20 protein-coding genes are annotated in these 19,621 nt (G+C 66.8%); 10 read left to right on the plus strand and 10 right to left on the minus strand.

Translation table 11 applies throughout. The annotated features are described in order from the left end of the window. The first annotated feature begins 53 nt into the window (after positions 1 to 53). Positions 54 to 497 carry a hypothetical protein gene (locus KOR34_RS19860; protein ID WP_146567485.1) on the plus strand — a complete coding sequence of 148 codons (444 nt, stop codon included), beginning with the start codon at positions 54 to 56 and terminating at the stop codon, positions 495 to 497. A 14-nt stretch (positions 498 to 511) separates the two neighbouring features. Here the strand turns inward: KOR34_RS19860 and KOR34_RS26880 are convergent, their stop codons facing one another. Genes KOR34_RS26880 through KOR34_RS19875 form a run of 3 tightly spaced genes read right to left on the minus strand, consistent with a single transcriptional unit; the run spans position 512 to position 2,391 of the window. After that, a complete protein-coding gene (locus KOR34_RS26880) occupies positions 512 to 1,021 on the minus strand; it encodes a hypothetical protein (RefSeq protein ID WP_197531612.1) in 510 nt (169 codons plus the stop codon). Between the two features lie 56 nt (positions 1,022 to 1,077). Next, on the minus strand, positions 1,078 to 1,791 hold the full coding sequence (gene scpB / locus KOR34_RS19870; protein ID WP_228714714.1) for an SMC-Scp complex subunit ScpB: 714 nt from the start codon (positions 1,789 to 1,791) through the stop codon (positions 1,078 to 1,080). Between the two features lie 12 nt (positions 1,792 to 1,803). Then, the gene (locus tag KOR34_RS19875; RefSeq protein ID WP_146567487.1) at positions 1,804 to 2,391 is read right to left on the minus strand and encodes a hypothetical protein; all 588 of its coding nucleotides are present in this window, start codon (positions 2,389 to 2,391) and stop codon (positions 1,804 to 1,806) included. A 124-nt stretch (positions 2,392 to 2,515) separates the two neighbouring features. Between KOR34_RS19875 and KOR34_RS19880 the strand changes: the two genes are divergently transcribed. From KOR34_RS19880 to KOR34_RS19905, 6 genes are all read left to right on the plus strand, one after another. Next, on the plus strand, positions 2,516 to 3,697 hold the full coding sequence (locus KOR34_RS19880; protein WP_146567488.1) for a cysteine desulfurase family protein: 1,182 nt from the start codon (positions 2,516 to 2,518) through the stop codon (positions 3,695 to 3,697). Positions 3,698 to 3,858: 161 nt separating this feature from the next. After that, complete coding sequence (locus KOR34_RS19885; RefSeq protein WP_197531613.1) at positions 3,859 to 5,040, plus strand: helix-turn-helix domain-containing protein; 1,182 nt, start codon at positions 3,859 to 3,861, stop codon at positions 5,038 to 5,040. 330 nt (positions 5,041 to 5,370) lie between these two features. Then, positions 5,371 to 6,486 (plus strand): DNA polymerase III subunit beta, encoded by a 1,116-nt coding sequence (dnaN, locus tag KOR34_RS19890; protein ID WP_146567493.1) that lies wholly within the window; start codon positions 5,371 to 5,373, stop codon positions 6,484 to 6,486. 20 nt (positions 6,487 to 6,506) lie between these two features. Further along, positions 6,507 to 6,881, plus strand: coding sequence for a DUF721 domain-containing protein (locus KOR34_RS19895; RefSeq protein WP_197531614.1), 375 nt, complete (start codon positions 6,507 to 6,509; stop codon positions 6,879 to 6,881). Positions 6,882 to 6,957: 76 nt separating this feature from the next. Beyond that, complete coding sequence (locus KOR34_RS19900) at positions 6,958 to 9,510, plus strand: DNA gyrase subunit B (protein ID WP_146567497.1); 2,553 nt, start codon at positions 6,958 to 6,960, stop codon at positions 9,508 to 9,510. A gap of 335 nt (positions 9,511 to 9,845) precedes the next feature. Further along, entirely contained in the window at positions 9,846 to 10,553 is a 708-nt protein-coding gene (locus KOR34_RS19905) for a hypothetical protein (RefSeq protein ID WP_146567499.1), read from the plus strand. Between the two features lie 117 nt (positions 10,554 to 10,670). On the opposite strand, the gene KOR34_RS19910 is transcribed toward KOR34_RS19905, so the two are convergent. From KOR34_RS19910 to KOR34_RS19935, 6 genes are all read right to left on the minus strand, one after another. Then, entirely contained in the window at positions 10,671 to 11,372 is a 702-nt protein-coding gene (locus KOR34_RS19910; protein WP_228714715.1) for a hypothetical protein, read from the minus strand. Between the two features lie 94 nt (positions 11,373 to 11,466). Next, positions 11,467 to 11,862 carry a hypothetical protein gene (locus KOR34_RS19915; RefSeq protein WP_146567503.1) on the minus strand — a complete coding sequence of 132 codons (396 nt, stop codon included), beginning with the start codon at positions 11,860 to 11,862 and terminating at the stop codon, positions 11,467 to 11,469. Between the two features lie 331 nt (positions 11,863 to 12,193). Further along, a complete protein-coding gene (locus KOR34_RS19920; protein ID WP_146567505.1) occupies positions 12,194 to 12,742 on the minus strand; it encodes a hypothetical protein in 549 nt (182 codons plus the stop codon). A gap of 154 nt (positions 12,743 to 12,896) precedes the next feature. Then, positions 12,897 to 13,616, minus strand: a complete 720-nt coding sequence (locus KOR34_RS19925) for a hypothetical protein (protein WP_146567507.1) — start codon at positions 13,614 to 13,616, stop codon at positions 12,897 to 12,899. 114 nt (positions 13,617 to 13,730) lie between these two features. Next, positions 13,731 to 14,213: a carboxypeptidase-like regulatory domain-containing protein gene (locus KOR34_RS19930; RefSeq protein WP_146567509.1), complete on the minus strand. Its 483-nt coding sequence runs from the start codon at positions 14,211 to 14,213 to the stop codon at positions 13,731 to 13,733. Further along, a complete protein-coding gene (locus KOR34_RS19935; RefSeq protein WP_146567511.1) occupies positions 14,210 to 15,271 on the minus strand; it encodes a DUF1559 domain-containing protein in 1,062 nt (353 codons plus the stop codon). The genes KOR34_RS19930 and KOR34_RS19935 overlap by 4 nt, the downstream gene beginning before the upstream one ends. A 314-nt stretch (positions 15,272 to 15,585) precedes the next feature. Here KOR34_RS19935 and KOR34_RS19940 point away from each other — a divergent pair, with 314 nt between their 5' ends. Further along, complete coding sequence (locus tag KOR34_RS19940; protein ID WP_146567513.1) at positions 15,586 to 16,854, plus strand: esterase-like activity of phytase family protein; 1,269 nt, start codon at positions 15,586 to 15,588, stop codon at positions 16,852 to 16,854. 85 nt (positions 16,855 to 16,939) lie between these two features. Here KOR34_RS19940 and KOR34_RS19945 read toward each other — a convergent pair whose 3' ends face one another. Further along, positions 16,940 to 17,323 (minus strand): hypothetical protein, encoded by a 384-nt coding sequence (locus tag KOR34_RS19945; RefSeq protein WP_146567515.1) that lies wholly within the window; start codon positions 17,321 to 17,323, stop codon positions 16,940 to 16,942. 711 nt (positions 17,324 to 18,034) lie between these two features. Between KOR34_RS19945 and KOR34_RS19950 the strand changes: the two genes are divergently transcribed. Beyond that, positions 18,035 to 18,898: an ABC transporter ATP-binding protein gene (locus tag KOR34_RS19950; RefSeq protein WP_146567517.1), complete on the plus strand. Its 864-nt coding sequence runs from the start codon at positions 18,035 to 18,037 to the stop codon at positions 18,896 to 18,898. Beyond that, on the plus strand, positions 18,895 to 19,620 hold the full coding sequence (locus KOR34_RS19955) for a fluoroquinolone export ABC transporter permease subunit (protein ID WP_146567519.1): 726 nt from the start codon (positions 18,895 to 18,897) through the stop codon (positions 19,618 to 19,620). The genes KOR34_RS19950 and KOR34_RS19955 overlap by 4 nt, the downstream gene beginning before the upstream one ends. The last annotated feature ends 1 nt before the right edge of the window (position 19,621 follow it).

A 19,621-nucleotide genomic window follows, 5' to 3' on the forward strand; every position in this document is an offset into this window, starting at 1 on the left:
TACGATAGGACAAGACCGCCCCGCGAATCCGCTTCCCGATCGCCCCGAACCGAATGACCACGCCCGAGCCCGCCCCCGCGATGGAATTCGACTGCCCGCTGTGCGGCGGCGCGTTTGAGGCGGACCTCGCCATGCTGGGACAAGAGGTCGAGTGTCCGCACTGCGGCCAGGTGGTGGAGTTGCCCGACCGGGGTTCGCTGGAGGAAACGGCTGGGGAGGGCAGCGAAGAGCCGAGTGGCGTCCCTGAACTGGCGCCAGAAGCAGGACACGCCCAAGCCAAATCGGCGCCTCAAGAGCCGGCGCCAAGTAGGGAACCGGCGGTGGTGGAAGCCCCGCCCGCAGAGCCGCGGGCAAACGCCGCGGCGGCGCCCGAGAAGCCGCGGCCGCTTACCCGAGAGGAACGCGCGGCGGCGCGGCGGCGGTTCAATCTGATCCTGGCGGGCTTGGGCGCCGTGATCCTGGTGCTGACGTTCGTGCTGCTGGTGAACCTCACCTAGCGGCCCGCTGTTGGTCAGTCCTCTTCATCCTCTTCGTACTCGTACTCGTAGTCCTCTTCTTCGTCGTCGTCGTCTTCGTACTCGTACTCGTAGTCGTCGTCCTCTTCTTCATCGGCGTCGACCTCGACCCACTCTTCGTCTTCGCCGAGCTCCTCTTCCTCTTCGTCGTCATCGGCCTCGTCGTCTTCGACTTCGACCCACTCCTCGTCGTCGCCTAGCTCTTCTTCTTCCTCGTCGTCGTCTTCGTCTTCATCCTCTTCGTACTCTTCATCCTCGTACTCGACATCGTCATCGGCGTCCTCGTCTTCGTCCTCGTACTCCTCGTCGTCGTCTTCGTACTCGTACTCGTCGTCGTCCTCGTACTCTTCATCGCCTTCTTCTTCTTCGTCGTCGTCCTCGTACTCTTCGTCCTCTTCATCGTCGAACTCTGCGACGGGGCAGGGCGTGCTCTTGCCCACTAGCGCCGAGTGGGTCAGCAGCAGTTCATCGTCGCCGTGGTTCAGGAGCGTCATCGTGAGCGTCATCTTGTGTTTCCCCCCTTCGCTGCGTGTCCCTGCCGCGGCAGTCCCGATACGTGGGATCAGCGTGTGGCGAGTGGTATCGTCGCCGAGTCCGTATCGGCTTCAGGTTCTCTTGCCAATTCTGCCCCCGGGAGACCGGCTACCTGGGGCAGGCCGTCGAGGTTCTTGAGGCCAAAAACCCGCAGGAATCGCTTGGTTGTTCCGTACAAGATGGGCCGCCCGAGTTCCTGCGAACGCCCGACAATACGCAATAAGTCTCGTTCCATCAACTGGCGGAGGAGTTCCCCACACTGCACGCCCCGGATCGCCTCGACCTCGGCCCTCACCACCGGCTGGCGGTACGCCACGACGGCCAGCGTCTCCATGGCGGGCGGGGTCAGCCGCAGCTCCTGCCCTGCGGGCGCCAGCGGCTGCAGCCAGGGCGCCAGCTTCGGGTCGGTCAGCAGCTGGTAGCCGCCCGCAATCGCGGTTATCTGGAAGGCCGACCCGCGGGCCTCGTGCAGCCGGCGGAGCTCGTCCAGCAGGGTGCGGGCCTCGGTGGCGTCCTCCAGGTTCGCCAGCTTCGCCAGTCGCCGCAGGGGCAGCGGCTCATCAGCCAGGAGCAGGATCGCCTCGAGTCGCGTCCGCCGGGCGACCGTGGTGCGGCGCTGCATGCCGCGCGGACGCTCGCGAGCCGGGCGGGCGCTGACGGGTCGTGGGCGGTCGGCCCGCTCCGAGAGCGGCCCGCGGTACCGCCATGCTGTGCTGCCGAGCCGTCGACCGAGCGTGCTCATGACGCCCCCTCGCTAACGGGTGAGGACCGGGTTGGTGACCCGCCACCGCCGCACCTGGTCGATCACGCGGGCGGCGGCCAGCTGGGCGTTCGGCTCGATGGCGTCGAAGTGGCGGACGAACCCGGAGCCGCCCGGCAGCGGCGCGCAGCAGGCGAAGCGGTGCAGGGCGCCCTCGGCGCCCCAGGCGGTGAGCTGGATGTCCTGGACCCCGAGCTGCTGGAGCTGAGCCACCAGCGGCTGCACGTCGGCCGGCAGCGGTTCGGGCGACAGGTCGGGCGTGGGCGGCAGCGGTTCGAGCGGCGCCATCGAGTGGTTCAGCGACGCCGGGGCGGCGCCGGGCAGCGGGATCAGGTCTGCGGGCGGCGCGGCGGCGAGTGCGGGCGCCTGAGTCGCTGCTGGAGTACTCAACGGGGCCGGCCGGCTTGCCGGGGCGCCTTGCCACGCGTTGAGCTCACGCCGCGCCTGGCAGACGATGCGGTTGAGCAGGGCCGACGCCTCGCCCGCCGGGGGGCCGTACAGGTGGTAGGCCATGCCTCCCACCACTACGACGCCGACCGCGATGCACAGCTTCATCAGGGCGTGGACTGCCGATTCGAACATCGCTCGAGAACCTCGGTGGAGGGCCAGGGGTTGCGGGAGGGCGGGATAGTAGGCGCCGCCGCCGAATCGCGGCAATGGCAATCCCCCATCGAGCGGGCCCCGCCCGCCGCATAGAATTATGCCCATGCAGCGGATCTACCTGGACCACAACGCCACCACGCCCCCCCTGCCGGAAGTGACCCAAGCGGTCGCCGATGCGATGGGGCAGGGCTACGCAAACCCCTCTAGCCAGCACGACGACGGCCGCCGCGCCCGCCGCCCGCTCGAGCAGGCCCGCGACGCCATCGCCACGGCGCTGGGCGCCAGCACCGCTGTCATGACGCCCGACACGCTGCTGTTCACCTCTGGTGGGACCGAGTCCAACAACCACGCGCTCCGCGCCCTGCTGGGCGACGACCCACGCGGCCGCCATGTGGTGATCAGCGCGATCGAGCACCCGAGCATCGCCGGCCTGGCCGAGCAGCTCGAGCGCGAGGGCGCCACGGTCGACCGCCTGCCGGTCGACCCGCAGGGCCGGGTGCGGGCGGACGCGCTGGCCGCGGTGCTGCGCGCCGACACCTGCCTGGTCAGCGTGATGCTGGGCAACAATGAAACCGGCGTGCTGCAGCCGGTCGCTGAGATCGCTAAGGAGTGCCGCCGCCGTGGTGTGCCGGTCCACACCGACGCGACCCAGGTGGTTGGCAAAATGCCGGTCGACTTCCGCCGGCTGGGCGTGTCGATGCTGACCTTCGCCGGCCACAAGCTGCACGGCCCCTGCGGGATCGGCGGCCTGCTGATCGAGGGCGGGCTGCAGGCGGCGCCGCTGCTGCACGGCCAGCCCGGGTCGCAGCGGCCCGGCACCGCGCCGGTCGAGCTCGCCATCGGCCTGCAGACGGCCGTCGAGCTGTGGCAGGCCGAGCAGGCCGAACGGGAGTCGAGAATGAGGCTGCTGCGCGACCGGCTCGAGGCGGCCCTGCTGGCCGGCGAGCCCCAGGCGGTGGTCGTCGGCGCCGGGGCCGAGCGGCTGCCGCACACCAGCTGCGTCGGGTTCCGCGGGCTCGATCGCCAGGCCCTCCAGATGGCTCTGGACCGCCAGGGAGTGGCCTGTTCGACCGGATCGGCGTGCGCCAGCGGGTCGAGCGAACCGTCGCCGACGCTGCTGGCGATGGGCGCCGATGGGGGCCTCGCCGGGGGACTCGACGAGGGGGTGATTCGGGGGGCTTTGCGGTTTAGTTTGGGCGCGGCCACGACGGCCGCCGAAATCGACGACGCGGCCGAACGTATCTTGGCTATCTGCAAGCGGTTACGAAGCCGCCAAGAACCCTGAAAACTAGGGCCGAATGGCTCCCGCGGGGGCGTCCAATCGGGTACAATTCGGGCTTGCCCTGTGGCCCCGCTCCCCGCGTGCGGCGCCCGCTCTCAGTAGCCCCCATTTTTCTGCCGATGCAGGACGGAGCCGAAGTGGTCCCCGCGACCCTACCGCAAGCCGTGGCGTGCCCTGCCGACCCGCCCGGTTGTGTGGGCGGCGACGCTGGACGCACGGCCGCAGCGGGGGGTGTGACGCGGCTGCCGTTGGCCGGCCGCCGGCTCAAGAGCAGCTCGCCGGAAGCCACCGAGGCGGGCGCATGGACCATGCCGTGCTTTGTCGCCGGCCCAGAGAACCGCCTGGTCGCGGCCGTGTTCCAGCGGCTGCTGGCCGCCGTTGGCGACGACAACGGCCTCGCCGTCGGGCAGTCGTCCATCGGCTCACTGCTGCTGTTCGGTCCCAGCGGCTGCGGCAAGACCCACCTCGCCCGCGGCCTCGCCGAGGCGTGGCACAACCGGCTCGGGCACACCAAGAACGGCGACTCGCAGGTCGCGTACCTGACGGCCAGCGACTTCCGCCGCCAGGTCGCGTCGGCCGTGAACGACCGATCGCTGGACGCCTTCCGCCGCCAGATCCGCCGCTGCCGGCTGCTGGTCATCGACGACCTGCCACGGCTGGCGGGCGAGGCCTACGCGCTCGAAGAACTAATCCACACCGTCGACGCGCTGGCGGTCAGCGGAGCGCTGTTTGTCGGCGCGTCGCAGAAGCCGCTCGCCGATGTGCCACAGCTCAGCCGGGCCCTCACAGGCCGGCTGCTGAGCGGGGTTACGCTGCAGGTGGCGCAGCCGTCGCTCGCCACCCGGCAGGCGCTCTTGCAGCAGGCGCTGTCCGCGTTGGGCTGCACCGCCACCCCCAAGGCGTTGGCCCTGTTGGCCGAGCAGGCGCCCACCGACCCCCGCCGGCTGCTGGGCGTCGCGCTGCGGCTCCGCCGTCGTCTGCGGGCCGGCGCCACGCTGGACGAGAAGCTGGCCGCTAGCCTGGCCGAGCTCGACCTGGCCCGCCCCAGCCCCCCCGCGGGCGAGATTGTCGCCACGGTCGCCCGCTACTACGGGCTGCCCAAGGCGAAGCTCACCAGTTCCAGCCGGCAGAAGTCGATCGTGCTGGCGCGGGCGGTGGCGATCTACCTGACCCGCGAGCTGACCCCGCTCTCCTACGACCAGATCGGCAAGCTGCTGGGGGGCCGCGACCACACCACCGTGCTGCACAACTACCGGCGGATCGAACGCTCGCTGCCCACCGACCGCGCCCTCCGCACCGCCCTGGATGAACTACGAGGTTCGATCACCGCCGCAGCAGCGGTGTGAATAACCTGTCGACAGACCGTTCAAACCCTGTCGAAAGTCGATTGGCAAACCAGCCCCCAGCTACCAACGCCCGAAACGGTCGACACCAACGCTCAACCAACCAACCCGCTACCGACCGCCGATCAACAGGTTCTCCACCACTTGGCGGTCGCCGTAACCCACTAGCAACAAACCAGTTAACCGCCGCCAGCAGTGCGTTCTCAACACTCCGCCCGGGCGATAAACAACAACTGCGTTAATAAAAACTAAATCTATTAACTCCCTGGCCCAACGCCCTCTGACGCAGCGCCTACCCACTCCACAAGTGGCGGCGACACGGAGGTCCCTCCTATGAAGATCACATGCAACCGTGAGCAGCTCCTGCAGGCCTTCCAGGCCGTGGCGGCTGTCGCCCCCACCCGCAGCCCGAAGCCGATCCTGCAGAACGTCAAGCTAGAGGTCACCGCCGACTCGGCGTCGTTCCTGGCGACCGACCTGGAGGTCGCGATCCGCTACCAGGCGACCGGCATCGAGGTCGAGCAGCCCGGCGCGTGCATCTTGCCGACCGCCCGGTTCGGCCAGATCCTGCGGGAGAGCTCCGACGAGACCTTCCACATCGAGGCCGACGACAAGCACATCCGCGTGCGGGGCGAACGCAGCCAGTTCAACCTGTCGGCCGAGGACCCGGGCGACTACCCCAGCATCGCCGTGTTCGACGACGCCTCGTACTACGAGACCGCCGCCCGCTGGTTCAAGGAGCTGATCCGCCGCACCGTGTTCGCCACGGACAACGAGTCCAGCCGGTACGCACTGGGCGGCGTGAAGATGGAGTGGGAGGACGGCACGCTCACCGGCGTGGGCACCGACGGCCGCCGCCTGTCCAAGATGGAGGGCCCGGTGTCCGCCGTGGGCGAGCCCGGCGCCTTCGGCGACGCCACGATCGTCCCCAGCCGCTCGCTCAACCTCATCGACCGCGCCGTCAACGACGACGACGGCGAGGTGCAGATCGCCATCCGCCAGAACGAGATGCTCGTCCGCAGCCCGCGGGCGATGATCTACTCGCGTCTGCTGGAGGGCCGCTTCCCCCGCTGGCGGGACGTGTTCCCCCAGCGGACCAGCTCGGTGAAGGTCGAGCTGCCGATCGAGCCGTTCTACCGGGCCGTCCGCCAGGCGGCGATCCTGACCAGCGACGAGAGCCGCGGCGTCGACTTCACATTCGGCGAGGGCTCGCTGGTGCTCTCCGGCCACGCCGCCGAGGTGGGCGAGTCCCGCATCGAGCTGCCGGTGGCGTTCGACAGCTCCGAGATCACCATCACGCTCGACCCGCGGTTCGTGATCGACTTCCTGAAGGTGCTCGACAGCGACAAGTCGTTCACGCTCGACCTGCAGGACGGCGAGTCCGCGGCCGTCTGCACCACCGACGACGGCTACGGCTACGTGATCATGCCGCTGGCCCGGGACCGCTAGAACTCACCATGGCGGACCAGATGGACCCCGAACTCGTCGCCCAGAAGCTTGCCGACCTGTCCCAGCGCGCCCAGCGGGAGAAGGGTCGCCGGCACGCCCGCCGGCCCAAGAAGGCTTCGGACGTGGTGGCGCAGATGTTCGCCCGCAAAGGCTACGCGACGCCCCGCGCCAACGAACAGCTGCGCGACGCCTGGTCCGCGGCGGCCGGGCCGGCGCTCGGCAAGTTCTGCCAGGCCTCGGCCGTGCGGCAGGGCGTGCTCGAGGTGATCGTCGCCAACAGCATGATGGCCCAGGAACTCGGCTTCGAGAAGAACAGACTCCTCAAGGCGATGCAGCAGGCCCTGCCCGACGCCCGCATCGAGGGCCTCCGCTTCAAGGTCGGCAGGCTCGGCTAGCCGACAACCGGCGCCGCGCCGCGGCGTCTTCCCCACAACGCGACCCCATCGCTTTTCGACAACGACCAAGACGAGAATGTCCGAAGAACCCCAAGACCAAGACGCCCCGCAGCCTGAGCCCTCGCAGGAGCCGACCAAGAAGGCCAGCAGCCACCACGGCAACGCCGAGTACGGCGCGGGCGACCTCGAGCACCTGTCCGACCTGGAGCACGTGCGCGAGCGGCCGAGTATGTACATCGGCGACACCACCGCCCGCGGCCTGCACCACCTGGTCTACGAGGTGGTCGACAACTCGATCGACGAAGCCATGGCCGGCCACGCCACCACGGTGAGCGTGCAGATCAACGTCGACGGATCGATCACCGTCGAGGACGACGGTCGCGGCATCCCCACCGAGAAGCACGAGCAGCTCTCCGAGCAGATGGACCGCGAGGTCAGCACGCTCGAGGGCGTGATGACCGTGCTGAAGTTCGGCGGCAAGTTCTCCAAGGGCGCCTACCAAACCTCCGGCGGCCTGCACGGCGTCGGCGTGACGGTGGTCAACTTCCTCTCCGAATGGTCCGAGGTCGAGGTCGCCCGCGACGGCCACATCCACCACCAGGAGTACGAGCGCGGCGTGCCCAAGGGCCCCGTGCGGCGGATCGGCGCCAGCAGCAAACGCGGCACCAAGACCACCTTCAAGCCCGACCCGCAGATCTTCCAGACCACCAAGTACGTCTACGCCACGCTGCAGAAGCGGCTGCAGGAGCTGGCGTTCCTCAACAAGGGCGTGCGGATCACCATCACCGACGCCCGCAGCAACGAGTCCGACGCGTTCCTCTACGAGGACGGCATCCGCGAGTTCGTCACGCACCTGAACCGCGCCAGCGAAGCCGCCCACGAGGACGTGCTGTTCATCGAGGGCGAGGCCGACGGCGTGTCGCTCGAGATCGCGCTGCAGTACTCCGGCGAGTTCACCGAGAACGTCCACACGTACGTCAACAACATCAACACCCACGAGGGCGGCACCCACCTCTCCGGCTTCCGCTCGGCCCTCACGCGGACCATTAACAACTACGGCAAGAAGGAGGGCCTGTTCAAGGACCTCACCCCCAGCGGCGAGGACGTCCGCGAGGGCCTGACCGCCGTGATCAGCTGCCGCGTGCCGCACCCGCAGTTCGAGGGCCAGACCAAGACCAAGCTGGGCAACAGCGAGGTGGAGGGCATCGTCAACTCGATCTTCGGCGACTACCTGCAGAAGTACTTCGAGGAGAACCCCAAGACCGCCAAGCAGATCGTCCGCAAGGGCGTGCTGGCCGCCGAGGCCCGCGAGTCCGCCCGCAAGGCCCGCCAGCTGGTCCGCGAACGCAAGGGCGCGCTCTCCGGCGCCGGCCTGCCGGGCAAGCTGCGGGACTGCTCGAGCAAGGAGGTCGACAAGTGCGAGCTGTACCTGGTGGAGGGCGACTCGGCCGGCGGCTCCGCCGAAGGCGGCCGCATGCGGGAGTACCAGGCGATCCTGCCGCTCCGCGGTAAGATCATCAACGCCTACAAGAGCCGCGAGACCAAGGTGCTGGAGAACCAGGAGGTCCGCAGCATGATCGCGGCCATCGGCGCCGGCATCGGCGCCGAGCAGGACGTCAGCAAACGCCGCTACGGCCGCGTGGTGATCATGACCGACGCCGACGTCGACGGCAGCCACATCCGCACGCTGCTGCTCACGTTCTTCTACCGCCAGATGTACGACCTCGTGGCCAAGGGGCACGTGTTCGTCGCGCAGCCGCCGCTGTTCCGCGTCCGCAAGGGCAAGCAGGTGCAGTACGTGCAGACCGACGAGGAGATGAAGAACCAGCTGCTGGACCTCGGCCTGGGCGACAGCCACTTCGACGCCGGCGACGGCCTGGTCGTCGAGGGCGAGGCCATGGCCAAGCTGGTCCGCACGCTGGCCGCCATGGAGGAGGCCCTCATCGCGCTCGAGCGGCGCGGCATCGCGCTGAAGGCCCACGCGCTGCGGCAGGACCCCGACAGCGGGCGACTGCCCAGCTACCACGTGTTCGTCGGCGTCGAGGAGCACTGGTTCTTCGACCGCGAGGAGCTCGACACGTTCGTCAAAGAGAAGGAAGCGGCCGAGGGGGGCGAGCTGCTGGTCGACGGCGGCCCCACGCCGCAGACCGAGGAGGAGGGCGAGGAGCAGACCAACGGCGCCCCCGCCCCAACCAGCAAGCGGCTGCGGATCGTCGAGCTGCACGAGGTGCGCACCATCAACAACCTGCTGCGCGACCTCCGCGAGATGGGCTTCGAGATCGACGCGCTCATCCCGCAGGAACGCACCGGCGAGGAGGGCAGCCGCTACCGCGTGGTCCGCGGCGAAACCGAGACCGGCCTCGAGGACCTCCGCGGCCTGCCCGCCGCGATCCGCTCCGCCGGTGAGAAGGGCCTGCAGATCACCCGCTTCAAGGGCCTGGGCGAAATGAACGCCGAGGAGCTCCGCGAGACCACCCTCGACCCCGCCAACCGCACGCTGCTGCAGGTCAGCATGGAAGACGCCGGCGCCGCCGACGACCTGTTCCGCGTGCTGATGGGCGACCAGGTCGAACCCCGCCGCGACTTCATCCAGAAGCACGCGCTGGATGTGAAGAACCTGGATGTGTGATGGAGTGTGGTGGAGTGTGGTGGGTGGCTAGTGGTTCGTGGTTCGTGGTGGTCGATGAATTGAATCCATCGGGAAGCCAAGTCCGCCGTAGCATCCGTGTCTTCATAGTCCACCGCTTGTGATGAACGAGTTTCATATCTCACGTGCAACGTCTTGGGTCGATAGCGAGTCATCTCCTATCTGTGAAGACGAGTGGCGAGATTGTATTCGCAGCCACACCCAGCTAACGGGACAGTCGTAGGGTGGGCGGCAGCGAAGCGAACGCCCACCGCTAAGGGGGCGCGATCGCACGGACGGTTGGCCTGACGGCCCTCCCTAGGCGTGGGTAGAGCTGAATGCTCACAAGCAAGCAACGCAGATTCTGGGAAGCCTACGAGCGCGCCGAGGACGGGTACGATCGGACCGAGAAGCTGCGCCGCCTTGAGGTGTTTCTTGACTCGCTCGAGGAGTCCTCATCGTCTGAGTGGTTCCCTTGGGCGAGGTCGCTCGCAGAACAGGTAATCGACCATTCGCGCGCGTTAAAGATCCGGCGGCCGCTTTTTGAGCGAGCTTTGTTTCCGGCGCTGCTGGAAGGGTACCGGTTGAGGGTCCCGGGGAGCGCGCGTTGGCTGGCCGGTTTCCATCAGCAGCTTTGGCAATGCGATGAGCTGCTGGCGCAGCTGCCAGCAGAGGATCGCTCCGAGCAGGGGCTCCTGCGCACAGCGCTTGCCAGCGACCCGGACGACCGGCGTTCCCGCAGTCGATTGATCGATATCACGGCTGACTACCTGGAGTACACGCTGCACGAGCTCCCAGCAGGCGTGCTCGACGGTGCAAACGGCGCGACTCCGGAGAAGTGTGCGGAGTTGCTGGACTACCTGGACGCGTTCACCCGTCTGTTGGGACCGGGACTCGCGCAGGACCAATACGCTGAGCTTATCGCCCGGTGCCGCTTCCATTTCCGCGAGTATGCGGAGTACTTGAACAACCGTGAGGAGTACATCAACTACTCTGACTATCTTTCAAGGCGGAGCACAACGGATGCGGATGGCGCGGATCCGTAGGAAACGACCTCAACGATCAATTCATCCAGCAACGCTACTCTCCTGGGATAACCATCGTCGTTAGCAACAGGGTGGGCGGCAGCGAAGCGAACGCCCACCGCTAGCGGTTGGCGCCGACTACTGAACGCCATCCTTGCCGCCCACGATATCAACCCGGCGTCTTGCCGATGAGGCCCGGTAGAGGGCGCTTGGTCGGCTGAGCACTTCGATCTCGATCGATTTACCTCGGTACTTCGGGTTGAGCTTCACCTCCCATTCCACCTGGCCGGTTTCTGGCGCGACTACGATGGCGGGCGGGGGCGGCGTGATCGCGTTGACGGGGTGAACCAACAGCTCGCACTCGGCGCCCCAGCGGGCGTTGGCGACGACCTTGAGTCCGTCTGCTAGTCGCGTGCGGAGCGGGTAGTCGACGATTTCCGCCCGCGGCCAGTGGTCATCGGGCACGCCATCAACCATGTCGAGAGTCGGTTCGTAAAGGTACTCTAACAGGGGACCCGGGGAAGGGGGCAGCTCGGCCTTGGTGGGCGCTGCGGCGTACGCGAACCGAGACACCGCGTCGGGCCGGTCCTCAAACAGCTCGTAGGTCCACGCCGCCCATGTATCCATGCCGTCGCGGCGGATCGGCGCGACAAAGCGGTACACGTGGCAGCCCGGGTGATTGAACCCCGTCGGGTCGAGCGGCGAGATCTCTGGGTCCGCAACCAGCGTGGTTCGACCAGCGGCAAAGGAACCGACGAAGCGGTTGAGGAAACGATCCCTCAGCCGCTCTGTGGACGAATCCCACCTGGATACCGCGGACGACAGCGTGGATAGAACCACAGCGACGATTGCGAAAGCGGACAACATCTGTCGGCTAGAGTACCGCAGCCAATGGTCACCGGCGGCTTGAGGAGCGGGTTCTTGGCCCTTCGGCTCAGCGAGTCGCAGCGTGGCGAGTATTGCCGCCAGCCCCGCGACGAGACAAGCCGTGATCCACGGCAAAAAAAAACAGCGCAAGAACCGATAGCGATTCGACGTACTGGAACGTGGCGTGCGAGACATGATCCTGCGCGTACGCCGCGGCGTCGTGGAGGGTCGACACCCACCACGGCCCGGCGACCAGTGAGATGGTCATCACGGCGGCGAACAGAAACCAGCCGACGCGCCCAGCCTTCTTTTGGGCCGAGAGTGAGAACCACAGTCCGACGGTCGCCGTTGGAACGATTCCGGTAGCCGCGACCGTGAATCCCCGTTTGATAACCAGAGGGACAAAAGGCGCCGTGACAATCGCCACCAGCAGTGCTACAAGGACTCTTGTTCTGCCTGTCATGAGTCGGTCCAGGTGGCGCGTCAACCGGTCGTCGCTGCAACCAGGGAGCGGATGCGGGCAGGGCTGACAATACTGATGGCTGCGAGGCGAATTCACCCGCGGAAAGCGGCCTCTAACAGCAAGGAAACCGGCCCGCCGGTGGTCGGCTTCGGTGCATTGGCTGCACAGGAATCAAAGAGTCGTTCGGCACGATAGAATCACTCGCGGCTGCTAGACTTCCTTGACGCTGAGGCGTAGCAACAGGGTGGGCGGCAGCGAAGCGAATCCCCACTGCTATCAGGCCGCAAGCTCATAGGAGGTAGGCCTGATGGCCCACCCTACGCGCTGTCTGTTAGTCGTCCACCATCAGCGTCGTCGCCCCGAGCACGACGAGCTTCATTTTGCCGCTGCCGTCACTGCTGGTGCGGACCGAATCGCCCGCGATGACGGTCCCGTTCGAACAGACCAGCTCCACCTCGCCCTCAAGCGACAGCCCCGCGTCGGTCAGTTGCAGCCGTTTCGCGGCGGCCTTCATGCCGTGCTCTTCGGCGGAAACGTAGCGGCAGTTGCCAACCCCGCTGATCGACCGGGCGTTGGCGCCGTCGACGTCCACCAGCATCCGGTCGGCGGTGATCACAATCTCGCCGCCGCCGATCGAGCAGCGGGCGGACTCCAGCACCAGCGTTGTGGGCGACTTACCCGCGGCGGGCTGCTTGCCCTGCGACGCGGGCGACCCTGAGCAGCCGAGCCGTTTGGCGGTGAAGGCTGCGCCGCCGAAGCGGAGTTCGATCGCCGACCGTTCCTGGTTGTCAGTGGCTGCGGCCCTCGGCGGAGCATCGGCGTGGTCGACCGGGTCGGCGACGCCCGACACCAGCACAGCAAGCATGATAGCGTGGAGCATTCGTGAATCCTTTCAACGAGGGGTTGGGTGCTTCGCTACCCGGCAAAGCAATTGCGGCGCCGCCGACGAGATCGTCGCATTCCCGGGGTTTTCTCGGGCCGGCCGCTTGTAAGGGGCGCCCAGCTTGGACGTTCTTACATTGGGCCACGCAGCGCTATTCGCCCGCGAGCCTCGGCGCCCTCAGTGTCACGACCGCCTCGCCGTTGGTGAACCGAACCGACCGGGGCGTGGCGGCCTGCTTGGTGCGGTCGTCCATCCGCAGAATCAGCTCTGCCGCGGAGCCGGTGGTGTCGAGGTAGAGCGCGCCGCTCAGGCGATTCTCCTGCTTGGGCAGCCAGGACGAAAGCGTATTGACCGGCAGCGGCAGCCGGCCGAGCCGCGCGTCGACCAGGCGCATCCGCAGGTCGCCCCCCACGGGCTGGGCCGGCGCAAACGCGGCGGACAGCACCAGGTCGCCCGCCGGGGTGGCGAGCGTCACCGCCAGCGACGCCCGGTCGTCCTCGAAGCGGACGCGCGGGTCGCTCAGCTCACCGGCGTCCAGCCGGCTGCTCTCCGCGACCAGCAGCGCGTTGAGTTCGGCGTCGCTGACGCGGACGGTGTGCAGGTCGTTCTCGAGCTGGTAGCCCGGTTCGGCGCCGCTCGGGTGCTGCCGCTGGAGCGCCTGGGCGCGCCAGTAGACGAAGTCCTCGCGCATCTGCTCGATCCGCTCCTCGGCGGCCTGGGCGTCCGCGGCGGCGGGCGGGTTGGCGGCCAGGTCCGAGTAGAACCCCGGCGGACGCAGCGCCAGGAAACCGGCAGTGCCGAGCCCAACAACCAGTAGCACGGCGCACACGGCGCCCACCAGGAACAGCTTCAGCAGCAGGCGTTTGACCATCGGGGCCCTCTTCCAGGTGCGGTTCTCCTGGAAGTCTAGCCCATGCAGCCGGCCGCGCTCGGCGGCCAGCACAACCCTCGCGACCGTCACGCCTGCGGATCACAGCGGCGCGGGTCAGGTTGTAAGATCAAACCGGGCATCCGGGTCGCCCCCCGCGGGGACCTCGAAGATCAGCTTCGAGCGGTAGTTGTACTCTTCCGGAACCCGCTCGACGGTTGGCTCGGTGTCCACGTCCGAGACTACGGGCGACTCGGGGCTGTAGGAGAAGATCTTCACCTTGTGCGGCCCGACCACGGCGCCGGGCTTGCCGTCGATGGTCTCGAGCACGAATCGCCCCTCGCTGTCGGTGCGCGCCGAGGAGCCCACGCCTGGGTTGGCGCCGGACGCTGACGCCACGGGCTGGAAGTTGATGACCGCGTTCGCAAGCGGCTCGCCATCGAGTGTCACCACGCCGCTGATCGGCGCCAACTGGGGGCCGCCGTCACCACAACCGACGAACGACGCCAACACAGCGGCCGCCAGGACGCACCCCGGCAGGCGACCCGCCAGGTTCCAACCCTCCCGTGTATGCTCTGAACCCATGCGCGGAGAATTCATTCGGGAAGGGTCCTGGTCTCTTCGTTCTGAATAGTGGCGGTGGCTGTGTAGATATCCAGGTCCACGGCCTGGCTGACCGAATGGACGGACCCGTCGCAGAACACGAACTGGATGACCCCGCCGGCGTGCAGGCTGCCCCAGCCCCGCTTGCAGGTGTGGGCGCCGCCGCCGCCAATGTCGATGCACCGCTCGTAGTCCGGGATCAGCGTCCGGCTTTCCGGGAACGCGCTCGACTGGTTGTACGAGGTGTAGGCGTACGCCCACAGCGTCCGGCGGGTGAAGTCGTGCTCTTGGTAGGTCAGCGTGTGGTACTCACCGACCAGGGACGTGTGCGACAGCCCGTCGGTGATCTGCCGCAGCTCAACGGCTTTAAACTTGCGGTAGTTATCGGGCGGGTCGGTGGCGACGGTGTGCATCGCCCCCCGCCACTCCTTGGCCATCGAACGCGCGTGCCCGGCCTGAGCAGCAAGCGGGTTGTCCCAGTAGTGGTCGCCGTTCTGGCCCAGCGAGTGCCCAGACATCGCCCGGTAGGAGCCGGGCGCCCACTCCACCGCAACGTCCGCGGCCGGGCCCGACTCGGGCCGTTTGAGGGAGTTGGTGTCGATGTCGCTGGGGCAGAGGTAGGCGCCAACGATCTTCTCCCGGATTGGCTTGAACGCCTGCGCCTGCTGGGCAACGCCGCCTGAGATCGGCAACGGCGTGGGCGCCCCTCTCGACCGGGACGGGTTCTCGATGCCCTTCCACTGGTCGTGCAGCGCGCCCTCCTCAAGGTACGGCAACAGGGTCAGCGTCCAGGTTGTGAGGTAGGGGCCCGCGATGTCGCCGTTCTCTGTGACGCTGCCCGCGGGCAGCGCGCCGGCGGTCGATTCATGGTTGAGCGCGGCCAGCCCAATCTGCTTCAGGTTGTTCGAGCACTGCGACCGTCTCGCGGCCTCCCGGGCGGCCTGAACCGCCGGCAGAAGCAGCGCGATCAGGACGCCGATGATCGCGATCACGACAAGCAGCTCGACGAGGGTGAACCCCTTGAGCCCCAACGAATTCGGCTGGCTTCTAGGCATAGTTCCCGGGCGCCCAGCCGGGCCGAGGCTGCGATCCAGCCGTGCCCGGCCCGCAATGGCTTGAGAAGAGTTGAAGTGACGGGTGCGGCCATCCTGCGACAAGGGCCGTATTGTTGCCGCTGGAGCCGCAAAAGTCTAGAAAAATCTGAGGGCGGCGATTCTCCACCCCTGGCGCCCGCCCCGCTTCCGCCCGGTGTTTTCCGTGGTCTGCGGCCGTTGATTGGCGCGCCGCCATCGGCTCACCAACTACAATCAAGCCTTGCGGGGCCCGTGCCTGCGTATCAGTTATCTCCTAATCCCAAGGTAGCGCGGCCGTGATTCGGATCGGTTTCTCCGTGCTGCTGATCGCCGCGCTCGCCGCCGCGCCCGCCCGGGCGGAGTGGGCGGTCAGCCCCGCGGGCGCCGTGACGCTCGACGGCGGCGACTTCCCCGGCGTCACGTTCGCGGAGATGAGCGGCGTCACGCACGTTGGCGGCGCGCGGTTCGACGTGGTGCAGGACTCGGGCGGTCGCGTGCTGGGCGTCGACGTGACGTTCGAGGGCGGCGTGCTCACGCAGGCCGCGGCGGCCGCGGTCTACCCGCTGACGGCGGCCATGGACTACGAGGGCATCGCGGCCGGCGCCAACGACGCAACCTTCTTCCTTTCGGAAGAGAACTCGCCCGGTGTGCGAGAGGTCGACCGTGCGACCGGCGCGGTGGTGCGGGCCCTCAGCATCCCCGCCGTGTTCGCCAGCCAGCGGGGCAACCGCGGCTTCGAGTCGCTCGCGCGGCAGGGCCCGACGCTGTGGACCGCCAACGAGGAGGCGCTGACCGTCGATGGCCCCGCCGCGTCGACCAGCAGCGGGTCGACCGTCCGCCTGCTGCGGCTCGACATCGAGAGCGGCGCGCCGGTCGCGCAGCACGCCTACCAGGTGGAGCCGATCCACGCCAACGGCCTGCTGTCCCAGAGCGGGCTGTCCGACCTGCTGGTCGCGCCCGACGGGCGGCTGATCGCGCTGGAGCGGTCGTTCGCCGGCCTCGCCAGCCCGGCCTACCTGTCGCGGATCTACGAGCTGGACCTCGCCGGCGCCACGGACATCAGCCAGGGCGCGCTGGCCGACGGCCTCAGCGGCCAGACCTACACGCCGGTCGGCAAGCGGCTGCTGTGGTCCGGCAGCGTCGGCGCGGCCGGGCAGAACCTGGAGGGCCTCGCCCTCGGCCCGCAGCTGGCGGACGGCTCGTGGCAGCTGGTCGGCGTGGTCGACAACGGCTCGGGCAGCGACCCCTACAGCGGCAACACCGTGGTGGGCTTCACGCTGTCGCCGGTCACGCCGCAGGTCCCCGGCGACTACAACGGCGATGGCACGATCGACCAGGGCGACTACGCCGCGTGGCGCCGGGCGTTCGGCCTCGGCCATGCCGCGGGCCTGGGCGCCGACGGCAACGGCGACGGCGTTGTCGACGCCGCCGACTACACCGTGTGGCGCGACGCGTTGTCGGCGGGCGGCGCCGCGCCGTCGGCAAGCCCGGCGCCGGAGCCAACCGCGGGGCTGCTAGCCGCCGCGGCGCTGTCGGCAGTCACGGGCTTCGTACGCCGAAGGTGAACCGAGGTCTGATCGGCAGTGCGTAACTCCGCCCGCTTCGCACAGCAGGCTGGCTTGGCGGTTGCCCTCGGACGGTGACAACCGATCACGGCGACGATTGCGGTGACGCAGTCCGCTCTTTCGCCTTCTGCCGGAGAGAATCCAGCAGCTTCGCAACCCGGTTGTGGTTGTCCCTGGTTTGGCTGACGATCAGCGAAGCGTTCTTCTCATACTCCCTGATAATGCACTCTTCGCTCCACGTCTTGGGAGACACGGTGGACTGGATGTGAGCGACCAGCAGAGAAGCGTCGAACACTACCTCGCCGTTGCCGGTCTGGCGCCAGACAGGCAAGTCAGATGCTTCGTAGAGCCTGGTAGTAATCTCTTGTCTAGTCTGCGGACTCGTGGGCGTCTCTGAGGTCGCCACTCCCCCGCCTGCCGCGACGGCTATAACGACGAACATAGAAAGCTTGGCGCCCGAACGGATCATGCTTCGTCTCCAAGAGGGACGGAGAGTTGTAACGCGGCCCACGTTACCCGGTTGTTCGGTATTCACCAACCCGAGCCGCCTTCGCGCCGCTAGCACCGCCCGAGCGGGGATGCCACGCCTACACACGACAGGGCGTAGAAGTGCTTGCCGGCGATGCGACAAGAATCGTGCTCACCCGCTAATGCGCGTGAGCACGACGCCCGGTTAAGTCTGCGCTGCAACCCCGCCATCGGGTTGAGCCGGCAGCCGGCAAGGACGGACCGTACCACTCTTGATAGGTGCGGCTACGCTAGCTTGCTACGTCGGGTAGGAGTTGCACGCCGGTGGGGGAATGGCTTCGGCTCAAACTGGCAGAGGTGATGGACACCGCGGCGGGATTGCCGGGATCGAACCCGCCGAAGTCGATGCAACCTCAGCGAGTTGGTGGCGACCTATCTTTGGGAGAAGAACGCCACCCATTGATGAGTTTGCGAGTTTCCTTCAGTCTGCCGAGAGAAGTCGCCATGCGTTCTCAATGGAATTGGTGAGAAGCTCGTCTTGCTTGGCGATTTCAGCGCATAAGGCAACAAGCGGCGTGCGCATGTTTCAACGAACCCGAAGGCTATGTTGATCTGTGCTTCAAGTGCTGCGATTCTGCGCGATTTCTATCTTTGCTAGACTACCCGGGCGGCTCAATAGTTCTAGTGATGAGTGCGTTCGCGAGACCTTCAGATGATCGAAGTCGACAATCTTGGATTCAGCTATCGTGGCGCAGAGTCACCTACGCTGTTTGATCTAGACTTCGAGGTTCTTGAGCAGGAGGTCTTTGGTCTTCTGGGACCATCTGGCGCTGGCAAGTCGACGACGCTGAACATCCTGATCGGCCTCCTCAAGAGCTACTCTGGTTCGGTCAAAGTGTTGGGCCAAGAGCTCCGAGATTCTGACAGCAGGCTCTATGAGAACATCGGCGTTTGCTTTGAACTCCCCAACCACTACCTGAGGCTGACGGCCCGCGAGAACCTGAATTACTTCCGGTCCCTATACACGCAGCCGACTCACACGCCTGAGGAAGTCCTGGGGTGGGTCGGCTTAGAGGAGGACATCGACCGACGCGTCGCCGAGTTCAGCAAAGGAATGAAGACGCGGTTGAACTTTGCCCGCAGCGTTATCCATCAACCTCAGATGCTGTTCTTAGACGAGCCCACAGGCGGACTGGACCCGGTAACTGCGCGGGTCATCAAGCAACTGATTCTCGACTTACGCCAGCGCGGAACGACAGTCCTGCTCTCCACCCATGACATGACCGTGGCGGATCAGTTGTGTGATCGATTGGCTTTCATTGCCGAAGGTAGGATCAGCACCATCGACGAGCCCGAGGCGTTGAAGCGCCAATACGGCCGCCGGTCCCTTAAAGTCTCCTACTTGGACGGTAGCCAACAAGAGGCGGAACAGGAGTTCGCGCTCGATGGGATTGGTCATAACCAGGCCTTTCTGGATCTGCTCAAGTCGACTGCCCGCATCGAGACCATCCATTCGCAGGAAACGACCCTGGAACAGGTCTTTGTTGACGTTACGGGCAGGGAGTTATCCCGATGAAACGCCTAGTCGCCGCCCTGCGCATCGATATCCTGAATCAGTGGAGGAACAGGCTCTACGCCATCGGCGTCGGGGTCGGCGCGCTGGGAGCGGTGCTGTTGGCATGGTTGGCGCCCATGAGCCGGATGGCGGAAGCCGCCCCCGCAGTCTGCCTGGCGGTTGTGGGCGGATCGACGTTGATGTACGTCGGCGCCATGATCCTCTTTGAGCGGGACGAACGCACACTTACTGCCAATTCGGTTACCCCCTTGCAGACCCACGAGTACTTGATAGCGAAAGTACTCTCGCTGACCCTGCTCTCGACGTTGGAGTCGGTGGTGATGCTCGGGGGCGCCCTAGTAGGACGGGCTTTTTGGGGCGGCGTACCGATGCCCAACGTGCTTCTGTTTCTCATTGGCGTGGCCGCACTAGGAGTCGTTTACGTTCTTGCCGGGGTCATTCTGGTTGTGCGTTTCCGATCGCTCAACGAGTTCTTGATGCCGATGGCGGGAGTCGCCGTCGTTCTCCAGTTGCCCATCTTCTACTTCATCCACCTCACCTCATCGCCACTGCTTCTCTGTATCCCTACGAGCCCGACAGCGATGCTGATCCGTGGAGGTTTCGCTCCCCTGACTGCCGGGCAACTGCTCTACGCTGCAGGTTACTCCGCCGTGATCATCGCCGTGTTGGCCTGGTGGGCGAACGTCGCCTTTCGGACCCATCGTTCGCGAATGGCGGGGTAGC

Origin of the sequence: Posidoniimonas corsicana (genome assembly GCF_007859765.1) — a bacterium.
Taxonomy (GTDB): Bacteria; Planctomycetota; Planctomycetia; order Pirellulales; family Lacipirellulaceae; genus Posidoniimonas; species Posidoniimonas corsicana.